Source organism: Pseudomonas sp. GM17 (assembly GCF_000282175.2).
GTDB classification, from domain to species: Bacteria; Pseudomonadota; Gammaproteobacteria; order Pseudomonadales; family Pseudomonadaceae; genus Aquipseudomonas; species Aquipseudomonas chlororaphis.
Window position 1 is genome coordinate 6,705,336 of record NZ_CP124732.1, and the last position, 11,777, is coordinate 6,717,112.

Consider the following 11,777-nt stretch of genomic DNA (forward strand, 5'->3'; position numbering starts at 1 on the left):
CTCTTCAAAAGTTATCACTAGTTAGTCCTCAAAAACTTAAACGATGTAAACTTACTAAGATCGGCAGCCTTGCCTGTCTGCCCATCTAAGAATCTGATAGTACCATTCTGGTTTACGACATTGAACACATGACCAGGCTGACCAGGACCATACGATCCATACACAACACCTCGCGCGCCTGAGCCAATATCAATCATTTTCTGAGAAATATTATCCGCAGATGAGACCGATACAAATCTTGTACCAAACTGCTTTTCCAGTACTGTAATTGAAACGCCATCTGTTGATTTTATCGGAAGCGCCGAAGCTGGATTTCCAGCCAGAGTTGCATCAGTCGCAATTGAACAGTTCACGCAGTTATGAGTTCGACCAGCTTCAGGAAAGCCCGGATTGACATTCTTAATCGAGCCAGCCGTTTCTTCGACCGCGCCAGTTGCTTTTGCAGCCTCATCACTTTTTGCTTTTAAAGTAGACAGCGCCTTTTTAGCAGCAGTCGCGGCGACACTACCCGCTGCCACCAGTACCAGATTCTCAGCAACAACCTTGGTTTCCTCGTCCGACAATCCCCATTTTTGCTGCATCGCCTCAGCAATTGACGCCGAGGTATGCCCGGCGGTGAACGTCGCGAGCATGTCCTGGAAGCCCAGGTTGGACTGCCGCAGAGCTTCCCACTCTTGAGTCGGACCATCCCCTAAGGTCTGGTAAATATCATCCAGATTGGCCATGGTGTTGGCCACTTCTTTGGAGTAAGCCGCGCAACTTGCTGGACTGGCTGAGCACGCTGCTGCGGCTTCCAGGTCCTGAGCAAAACTCAGGTCCTTATAACGCGCTACCAGCGCTTCGCGACAGGTGGCATCGGCACAGGCCCGCAGTTCCTTGGCAGCTTCCGCGAGTTGATCGTGATTCAGGTAGTTGTACTGGGTGGCGTTTTCCGCCACCCACTTCCCGGTGTTCAGGTCGTCGATGTCGGCATCCTGCTGCGTGGCCGCTGCCAACATTCCCACCAACTGCGAACTCATGTTCAGCAGACTTGGGTCACCACTCACCAAAGTATTGAGTTGATCGACCATCGCTTCGTTGGCACCGGCTGCCAAGGCACCGGTCCTGAAATCACCGCCGTTGACTTGGGCTAGGAGACCTCCGACCATGGCGTGAATGGCGATTTTTTGCAGGCTGCCGTCGGCATAGAGATCCTTGGTATAGTCACCCACGGCGTTGAAGCTGGCAGCCGCCAAGGTATTAAACAGCGTGCTTTGCAAGGCATCGCCTAGGTCGCCGCCTTGGCCCATGATCTTGCCCAGCGCCGTCGACGTGCCATTTTGTAAACCCTGCTTGGCCGCAAACTGACCAATCCCTTTCCAGGTACTCAGGTTGGTGGTGATCTTGCCAGTGATCGGGTCGGTGGTGGTGCCAGTCCAGGTATCGAAATAGCCCGTGGTAAGGCCCGCCGTAACGCCGGAGATGGCATAACCCTTAAGCGCATCGCTGGAGGTCACGTCTTTAATGACGTCACCGAGATTGCCCTTGTTATTGATCAGGCTGATCGAAGCATTGGTCGCGGCTCCGGTGGCAACCGCCGCCCCTCCTGCGGCCATGGCTGTGCCTGCTCCAGCCCCTCCCAATGCCCCCATAGCAGCGGGACCGACAAATGCCGCCATGACGATGGCGATGGCCAGTTGAGCGCCGACACCCAAGCCTGAGTTGCTGTACTTGAAGGAGTCGTGCAGTTCCTTGACCAGCTGCCAGTTTACGTCGCCACGAGCTTCGGCCTCTTTCAGCCAAGCCAGATTGGGATCAGCCTGCACCATGCTGTCGATGGTCTGGCTAACGGTCTGTTGATCGATCTGCTTGATATCGATCTTCAAGCCATCTACGGCCTGGATAGCCAACTTCCCTTGAGCGACAATTTCGGTCTGCCGCAGGGTCTCGTCGGTGGTGCCTTTGCCGGACGCGGAGTTCCAGGCCAGATCGCCTTTGCTCTTCTCGTGGTTTTCCTGATGCAGGTCCTTAACCGCTTCAAAGGTGATCGCCCCACCGCTGATAAGGGCCAGGTCCTTGCCGCTCTCCAGCTTCGCCGCCTGGTACTTCTGATCCCCGCCACTCTGGAGGGTCAGGTCCCCCTCGGTCTTGATTTCACTGCCGATGTTTTTCACATCGGTGACTTCATCGCGCTGGGTTTTCTTGCTGCCCCAACTGCCCTTTTTCTTCATGTCGTACAGCGAGTAGTCGCTGTCTTGCGCGGCCAACAGTTCGAGTTTTTCGCCCGCGACCAGGTACGCGTCATCACCCGCCGTAACCCGACTGGCAACCAATGCCATGTCCTTGCCCGCACTGAGGGTGACGTCGCCGCCCGCCGTCACCGTGGTGGCCACCTGACTGACATGGTCCTCCTGGCTGGTGACCTTCTTGGTCTTGTTGTAGGAATGCTGCTCATCCGCTGCCGAGGCCAGGGTCAGGTTCTCGGTGGCCGCGAGGGCGATATCGCGCTTGGCCTCGATCTGGCTGGCAATCGCACTGATATCACGACCGGCACTGACCGTCAGATCGCGGCCCGCTTCGAGGGTGGAGCCGTACTGGGTGATGGTTTGATCGCGGTGAGCACCGCGTTGACCGCTGACGATCTGCTCGGCGGAGGCGATGTTGACATCCCGCCCTGCCTTGATCGTGGTGTCGGCGCCGCTTTTCAGCACGCCACCGACGTTGTTGACGTCGCGCCCGGCAGTGAGGCTCAGGTTGTTGGCCGCCTCGATGCGCGCGGCGCTGTCGACGAAGTCGGTGCGTTCGCTGCGATAACCACTGCTGCTCTCGTGGGTGGTGACCGTGCGCTCGTTAAGCAGGTCGCCGTTGACGCTGGTCAGGCTGACGTCGCGTCCGGCGATGATGCCGCCCGCTTTGTTGGTCAGGTTGTTGCCGGCCAGCAGGTCCAGGCGTTTGCCGGCCTCCACCAGGCCGCTGTTGACCAGGTTCTGACCGACCTGGGCCGACAGGTTGGCCCTGGCGCGAAGGGTGCCGACGTTGTGCAGGTCCTGGCCCGCGATCAGGTTGACATCACTACCGGCAATCAGCGCGCCATTGGGCGCCAGACGGTTGTTGGCCTGGGCCAGGTACAGCACCGGCACCAGCACCTGCTCGCCGTTGACTTCGGCGGTTTCCATCCAGACGATGTCATGGGTCAGGGCCGCGACCTGTTCCGCGGTCAGACTGACGCCGACCGCCAGGTTGAGCTGCTGCTGGCTCTTGAGGGCGTTGTCCATCAGGTACTTGAACAACGCCTCGTCGGAAGTCTGGCCATCGAGGAAACGCTGGCCGGTGCGAGCCACCACGGCCTGCTGGATCAGCCGTTGTTCATAGAAACCATCGCCCAGGCGTTTCCAGCTCTCATCCGGGTTGTAGCCCAGGTTGGACAGCAGGTAGTCCGAACTCATGAACTGCCTGAGGTCGGTGAGGGCCGGGTTGGTTTCGATCAGGTATTTGTTCGGGTTGGCGCGGCCAGCCGTGTCGGGCAGGCCTTGCACGCGACTGATGCGTTGTCCCCCGGCGGCGGTGATCGAGCCGGCGGCGGCAGCGGCGGCATCGCCTGACTGAACAGCCTGTCCCTCGCTGCCCGGCAAGCCTTGCTGACGTTGCGCGATGCTGATGGCCGCACCGCTCATGGCCCAGCTTTGCGGCTCGCTGTGCCGGGGTGCTGCTGGTTTCCCCACTCAGACGGAACAATCCATTCTGCCCAGTCGGCAGGCTGAACCCTGGCAGGCTCAGCGGGTTGACCTGTTGCTGGGCCAGGTCTGGTGGTAATTGCTGGTTGAGGGTGATGCGGGTCGAGTAGCCACTTGCACCGCTCGCGCCCGAGGCGCCGGTATCGGTTTTGGTGCCGCTGCCGACATAGGTGTAGCCAGGACGAACCACGCTGTTGTCGATGTTGTTCTGCGCCTGGATGTTCACCCCGCCGCCCGCTTGGATCACCGCGGCGTAGCTTTGATCGCTGGTGGCCAGTGTTTGCGTCTTGCCGAGTCCTGTCAGCTCGGATTCAGCTATCCCGATAAAGCGGCTGATAGCGGCCTGCAAGCCACCCAGATCATCAGGGGTGTAACCCGGGCTCTCGAACCAGTATTTGTCGGTGACAGCATCGGCCGCGTCGTACCAGCGTCCAGCGTTACTCGTCCGCTCTGAGATGAATACCCGCGTGGTTTCGGTTTCCCCGGTTTCGATGCCGCTGTTGGTCAGGTTGTTGACCGTAGCCACCAGGTTGCCCGCGGTGGCGATGGTGCTGCTCTGGTTCAGCAGGTCGCCACCCTGGATGTTCAGGTTGCCGCCGGAGGTGATGCTGGACGCGGCACTGGCCTCGGTGACCTCGAATTTGTCGCGCTGGACAAGCTCCCAGACGTGGTTACGCTTGCCGCCGCAGTCGCCGGCGTTGACGCCTTCGATACAGGCGATTTCGCTAATCCTGGCGGTGTAAATGCCTGGGTTGCTGGTGGTGAGGATGGCGCGGACGTTCTGGATCGTACTCGCCGCCAGGCTCATATTGCCGTCGCTCTGAAGGTTCGCAGAGCTATTGAGAATGCTGCTGGCCAACCCGCCCTGGCCGTCACGGTCAATGCTCAGGTTGCCCAGGCTGTAGATATCGGCGTAGCTGTTGTTCAGCGAATCCAGCCGCAGGCTCATATCGCCGCCGCTGAAGATCAGCGCATGGTCATTGAGCAGCGCCCCGGTAGTCAGGGTGAGCTGCTGCGCACTGCCCAGGGTGCCGTAGTTGTTGACACTCGCAGCGCTCAGGGTGAGATCGGCGGCCGAGGTCAGGCGCCCCGAGTTGTTGAGCAAGCCACTGACCTTCACGGTGGTATCGCCACCGCCGGCCAGGCTGGCGGTGCTGCCGAGGTCAAGTTGCCCAAGCGCGAGGTTCATGGCCCCCAGGCTGCTGATACGACCGCTGCCGTTCAGGCTGCCCGCCAGGCTCAGGTCGAAGCTGCCGTCACTGGCGATCAAGCCCGCAGTGTTCCAGTTGACGCCGCTGCCGGTGAAGTGGTCAGAGGCCAGCAACTGGCCGTCGGCAGTCTGGGTGAGGTTGTTGACCTTGACCGTCAATTGCCCGGCCTGGATCACGCTGCTGTTGCTCCAGCTGTCCTGGTCGACCGTCAGGCTGCCGCGGGTGATCAGGCTACCGCTGGCGTTATTGAGGTTGGCCATGGCGATGTCGAAGGTGCCTGCGCCGACATGCAGCACGGTACCGCCGGCGTTCTCAAAACTACCGGCCTGGAACTCAAAATCCTGGTTGGCGGTTTCCAGGGTGCCATTGCGGTTATCGAACAGCCCCCCGATCTGGAACTCGGTCGTACCGCCCGTGCCCAGGGCCCGCAGTTGGCCATTCTGGTTGTCCACACTGGCGGCGAGTACTTTCAGAGTACTGTCGCTTTCGATAATGCCTTTTTGGTTGTTCAGGGCACCGCTGAGGTTGAGGTCGATCAGGCCTGCGGCCACTTGGCCACGCACCTCGCCGCTGTTGTCGAAGTTGTTGCCCGTGACCTTGAGCGCGCCTTTGCCATACAGGCCGCCATCGCGGTTGTCGAAGTCGCCGGTGGTGACCACGGCATCGCCAGTTTGCGCGGAGATACGTCCGCCATTGTTATCAATCCTGCCGGTGGTGAGGTTCAAACTCTGGGCCTGGACGATGCCACCCTGGCGGTTGTTGTTCAGGTCGTAGCCATTGCGCAGTACACCAACGGTGCGGGCTTCGAGGGCACCCTGGAGACTGGCCAGGACGCCACCGCGGTTATCGATCATGTTGGCCTTGAGGCTGACATCGCCGGTCTGGGCAATGACCTTACCGCTCTGGTTGTCGATATCCCCTGCGACGTCGAGGCTCAGACCGGTCTGACTCTGGATAGCGCCCTTGGCGTTATCGAGGCTGTCAGCCTTAAGGGAAAGATCGGCGCTCTGGCTGTAGATCAGGCCATCGCCACTGTTCTGCACCGCGTCCGTAGCCGTCAGCGATAGCGCCTGGGACGCCGCCACCGTGCCGCGATTGCGGTTATCCAGGGTGCCGGTCAACAGGGTGAGCAAACCCTGGCTGGCCAGTTGACCGCCTTGGTTGTCGATCCGGCTGGAGCGCTTGATCAGCAACGTGTCGCCGCTGGCGAGCTTGCCGTTGGTATTGGTCAAGGCGCCGAGCAGATCCAGAGTGACCGCGCCATTGCCGCTCAGGGTGCCGGCGCTGTTATCGAGAGCACTGCCAGTGATGCTGATCTGCTGCTGCGCCTGAATGGCGCCGCCGCTGTTATTCAGGGTCTGCGCCTGCACGTCGAGGGCTGTGCCACTGTCGATCAGGCCGCCCTGGGCGTTGTTAAGCTCGCCGTCGACGACCAGGGCTTGCTCGCCGCCGCTGGAGACAATGCCCTGGGCGCTGTTGTCGAGGCTGGCGGCCTTGACGGTCAGTTGTTTTTGGCTGACCAGGGCGCCGGAGCCACTGTTGAGCAGTTGATTGCTCAGCTCGATATCAAGGTCGCCATCACGGCTGGAAAGGGTGCCGCTGTTGCGGTTATCCAGGTCGTTGCCTTTGACGATCAGGCCTTGCCAGCCGGAGATCAGGCCGCCCTGGTTGATCAGGCTGCCGCCATTGAGGGTCAGCAACTGGTTGCTGATCAGCTTACCGCGGCTGTTATCCAGGGTACGGCCGGTCAGGTCCAGGCTTTGCGTGCTGGAGATTTCGCCATCCTGGTTGTTCAGGTCACGCAGGTGCGTGATGGTCAGCGAACCGGCGGTGGTGATCAGCCCGGCACTGTTGTTCAGGTCACCGGTGGACTGGCCGAGGTCGATGGCAATGGCACTGCCCAGCAGCGAACCCTGCTGGTTGTTCAAACCCGTACTGTTGAGGGTCAGGGTGTTGGTGGCATTGATCAGCCCGTCGTTCTGGTTGCTGAGCTGGCCTGCAACGTTCAGCAGCAAGTCACTGCGACTGGTCAGGGTGCCGCCGCTGTTGTCCAGGCTGGCGGCACGGCCATCGATGGACTGGGCAGCAATCAGGCCGGTGAGGTTGTTCAGGACCTGTTCGATGCGCAGGGTCAGGGCCTGGTTGCTCAGCAGCTTGCCATTGCTGTTGTCCAGACTTTCGGCAGCCAGGGTGAAGGCCTGGGCGCTGGAGATTTCCCCGCCCTGGTTATTCACTCCCTTGAGGTTGTTCAGCATCAGCAGCGGCGCATTGATCAGGCCGCCCTGGTTGTTCAACTGGCCATGATTCAGGTCCAGGTCCACCGAGGTTTCACTGACGAGTTGGCCACCTTGCTGATCCAGGCCGCTGACCTTGGCCGTCAGCGCTTTGCTGCTGCTGAGGCTCCCACCGTCCTGGTTGGTCAGCTGTCCGGCACTGATCTCCAGGGTGTCACGGGTGCTGACCGTACCGGAGTGACTATTGTCGAGCGCGCCGGTGCTGATCTTCAGGGCCCCCAGGCTGCTGAGGGTGCCCTTCTGGCTGTTGTCCAGGCTGGCACTGCGCACCTCCAGGGTGCCATCGGTGACCAGTTGACCGCCCTGGTTATTCACCGCCTGCTGTGTCGTTACCGATAAGGGGCCTGCACTGGACAGACTGCCCAGGCGATTGTCGAGATTCGCCGCCTGTACGCTCAGCACGCCTTCACTGCTGATCAGACCTTGACGGTTGTCAGCATCGCCGCTGAGCTTGATATCGACACCCTGTTGGCTGAGCAGGCTGCCACCGCTGTTGTCCAGACGTTGGCCCAGGAGGCTCAAACCGGTCTGGGCGCTGAGCTGCCCCTGATTGCGGTTCAGCACCTGATCCACCGCCAACGTCAGATTGGTGCCCGCCGTCACCCGGCCGCCATCGCTGTTATCCAGCTGCTGGCCGCTCAGGCTGACTGTGCCTTTGCTCGAGACTTCGCCGCCACGGTTATCGACACTGCCGACCTTGAGTTCGACGCCTTGTGTGGCGCCGACCAGGCCGTTTTGGCGGTTATCCAGGGTAGTGCCGTCGAGCTTGAGCGTACCTTCGGCAACCAGCGAACCGTTTTGATTGCTGCTGTCGGCAAGGTGCGCAGTAAGGTCTTTTTTGCTGGAGATCTGCCCGCCGCTGTTATCCAGGCGAGCGGCGCTCAGTTGGGTATTACCGTCCCCGATCAGGATGCCGGCCTGGTTCTGAAAAGCCCCGGCCACCATCACCTTCGCTTCGCCACGGCTGCTGAGCAGGCCTTCGCGGTTATCCAGCATCATGCTGCGCAGGTCCAACGTACCGGCCGCGATCACGCCCTTGGCATTGACCAGAGCCTGATCGACCTGCACGGTCATTGCCTGGTTACTGGCAACACGCCCCGCGGCACTGTTGTCCAGCGCACCGGCCTTGAGGTCGAGTGCCTCCTGGCTGGTGAGCTGACCATTCTGATTGTTGATCGCGCCGCTGGCGGTCAGGCTCAGGCTTTTTCCAGTCGAGACCAAGCCTGCCACGTTATCCAGACTGGCGACATTCAGGGCCATGGCGTCCAGGCTGGAGAACTCGCCACTGCGGTTGTTCAGCTGGCCGATGGTCGCGCTCAACGGGCCACTGCTGGTCACCAGGCCGCCTTGGGCATTGAGCAGCTGGTTGGCGTTGACGTTCAGGCTGCCGGTACTCAGCACCCTACCTTGGTTCTGGTTATCCAGGGTGCCGGTGCTGATCGTCGCCGCTTGTTTGGCGCTCAAGGTGCCACCCTGATTGTTCAGGGCTTGAGTCGCGCTGACGGTCAGGTTGCGACTGGCAATCAGGCTGGTGCCGCTGTTGTTGAGCACCTGTGTGGTGACGTAGAGGTCGCCACTGCTGTTACGGCTGTTGTCGGCGTTGACCCCGGCCTCGACGATGTCGTGGTTGGTCAGCTGACCACCGCTGGAAAGGCTGATACGGTCGCGGGCGGCCAAGGTTTTCTGGCTGTTGAGGTCGCCCCGGCTATTAACGTCCAGGGTGGTGCCGGCATACACCGGTCCTTGCACGTCCACACTGGCGGCCTTGACGGCGATGGCCCCTGTCGCGGCGGCCTGCGCCATGCTCAATCGCCCGTTGGCATCGATCTGGATATCACCGCCGCTGGCCGCGAGATTACCGGCCAGCTTCACCCCAACACCCGCCTCGGTACCCACCAGTTTGATTGCCCCAGCGTACATGCCGCCCAGAGCGCTGGAGTCGATCGCCAATTGTGGAGCGTCCGCCGGGTTGGCGGCGCGGGCGGTGGCGTTCAGGGTAGTGGCGTCAACGTCGTTGGCACCAGCGATCACCGCCAGATGCTTGGCGTTGATCTGCGCGTTGATCTGGGCGCTGCGGGTGATGATTTCGAAGCTGTCGATGTTACTGGCATCGATCCCGCTTCCCTCAATCACCACCTGGCCTTGATCGACCTGATAGCGGCTGAGCTGGCCGTTCTCGATCACCGGTTTACCGGTGGTCAAGGTGGCTTTCGGGGTGTTGATAAAGCCACAGCCGTTGCAGCTGATGCCGTAGGGGTTGGCGACGATGACATGGGCCGACTGGCCGGCCACCTCCGTGTAACCGCGCAGTTGGCTGGGGCTACCGCCGTTGACTTCGTTGAGAATGGTTTGTGCCGCAGCGCCCTTGAGGTTCGGGTTACCGAGGATGATGCCGCCCAGTTGTGTGTCCTGAGTGCGGACCGCGGCGTTATTGAGAATGACGCCGTTGCTACCGACGTTGTAATCCTTGAACTGGTTATGCGACAGGCCACTGCCGTTAGGCGCGGCGATATTGACGATAGGTACGCCGTTGCCCGCCTGGCCCAGGCTGGTGCCCGGCGCGCTGACCACGATGCCGTCCGCCTGGGCCCACAGCGGTTGCCAGAACATGGCGTTGGCCAGAATGAACGCCAGGCCACGCTTGGACAGGCCGCAGAAGTGCTCGTGGGTATTCAGGGCGGCAGAAGGCTGGCGAGCCAGCAGAGCAAGGTGGCGAGCGTACATGTCGAAGGCCTCGAAAAAGCTTCAATCAAAGAAAGAAATCCAGGCTGAAATAGATCGGCGCTTCGCGCTCAGTGATCACGTTCGGGCGTTCCAGGGAATGGGCGAAGGTCACGCGGGTCGACACGTACTGCCCCCGGGCAAACAGCTCCAGCGAGTTGCTGGACACCCGGCCATGCACGTTGTCGTTGTAACGGTCATTGCGGATCACGCCCTGGTCATAGCCCACACTGGCGCCGTACTCGCCAAACACCGGGCGCAACCAGCCAAGGGTCACCGGCCGGCTCCAGCGCAGGTCGTTGCGCCAGTAACCGCCGCTGTCGCCGGTGAGGGTTTGATCCTTGTAGCCGCGCACCGACGATGAACCACCTAGGCTCAAACGCTGCGGGCTGAACAGCACATCCTCGCTGCGTTGGCCGGTCATCAGGCTGGTGAAACTGAAGGATTCGCCCCACAACGTGAACGGCTGCAGATAGCTCAGGGTGGCGGTGTATTTGCGGTAGCGCGCATCCGGCTCGCCGGGGCCGGGATGGCCATTGCTCTGGGCATCGAAGGCGCCAATACCGTTCTGCATCCCCAGATCAAGGTTGACGAAGGCGCTGCCGATGCGCCGACCGTGGTTGATGCCGAACTGGGCCTCGCTGATACGGTTACTGCTCAGTTCGAGCTTGCTGTCTTCGATGAAATTGTTGGTGCGCAAATAAGCCAGGCCAGCATTGAGCGAGGTCTTGCTCACCGCATCGCGGTGGATCACGCGCTCGGCACGCAACTGGTGATTCTGGCTATCGCCGGTCTGCTTGAAGTCGAAGCCGTTGGCCTGGGCCAGGGCGCGGTACTCGCTCTGGCTGTAGGTGTAACTGAAGTTCCACCAGCCCCAGGGAACGTTGTAATAGAGCATCGCGTTCTTCGAGGTTTTCTGGTGATCGCTGATCGCGTCATGGCCCCCATGCAGGATCAGTTGATCCGCCAGGCCCAGTGGGCTGTCCCATTCAAAACCGGTGTTCCACTGCTGCTCGCCGGTGCTTTTCTGCCCGTCGTTATTGCGCGACAAACTGGCACGCCAAGGCTTTTGTGGCGTGTTCTTGACCAGAACCTCACTGCCTCCAAGCTCCTGGCCCGGGACAATTCCATTTGCGCCTGATTGGAAGGCAAGCGATTGAGCTGGTCGATCGCCTGCTCGATCTCCCGCAGGTTGACCAGTGCGCCGACCTTGCCGGGAAAGGCCATGGCCAGCTCGCGCTCGGACAGTTGGTTGTCGGCTGCACCCCTCACCCCCTCAAGCCGCCCCTCGACCACGATTATTTTCAGATGACCGTCGGACAGATCCTGCTCCGGCAGATAGGCACGACTGGTCACCAGGCCTTTCTCGATGTAGTGATCGGTGATGACTTTGAGCAGCTCATTGAGCTGACCGACGCCCAGGCACTGGCCGATATAGGGCTTGAGCAGGTGTTCCTGCTCGCTGGCAGAAAGGCTATCAGCGTCCTTGAGTTCGATGCTCTTGATCGGGAAACAACGCGTATCGACCGGGGCAGTCGGTACGGTGGGAGCGACCTCTTTGCCGGGCAACTCCTTGAGTTCCTCCAGACGCCGACGCTGTTCTTCGAGCAGAAGGTTCTGGCGTTGACGGATCAGGTCGGTTTCACCCGGGGTGGACGCCGCATACACACTGCCTTGAGCACTGAGCCCCAACAGTGACAGCCCCAGAAAAAGTCGGCCCCGTGGCGATAAGAAATTCATATTCGATCCATCGAAAGACAAAGCCGAGAACTCGACATTGAAATAACGGCCAACAGAACAGCGGCAGTTAAATCAACATTGCCTGTAAAAAACGGACC

The 11,777-nt window shown here is 60.7% G+C and carries 2 protein-coding genes and 1 pseudogene; all 3 read right to left on the minus strand.

The features are described 5' to 3' along the window. Positions 1-17 precede the first annotated feature (17 nt). Positions 18-3,425, minus strand: a complete 3,408-nt coding sequence (locus PMI20_RS30005; RefSeq protein ID WP_502945125.1) for a DUF637 domain-containing protein — start codon at positions 3,423-3,425, stop codon at positions 18-20. Beyond that, positions 3,379-9,942, minus strand: a complete 6,564-nt coding sequence (locus tag PMI20_RS30010; protein ID WP_502945113.1) for a two-partner secretion domain-containing protein — start codon at positions 9,940-9,942, stop codon at positions 3,379-3,381. Before PMI20_RS30010 ends, PMI20_RS30005 begins: the two co-directional genes overlap by 47 nt. Positions 9,943-9,967: 25 nt before the next feature. Next, a pseudogene (locus tag PMI20_RS30015) lies at positions 9,968-11,679 on the minus strand (ShlB/FhaC/HecB family hemolysin secretion/activation protein). Positions 11,680-11,777: the final 98 nt, after the last annotated feature.

Coding starts and splice junctions, on each gene's coding strand:
- PMI20_RS30005 (WP_502945125.1), bottom strand. CDS start 3,425: ATGAGTTCGGACTACCTGCTGTCCAACCTGGGCTACAACCCGGATGAG.
- PMI20_RS30010 (WP_502945113.1), bottom strand. CDS start 9,942: ATGTACGCTCGCCACCTTGCTCTGCTGGCTCGCCAGCCTTCTGCCGCC.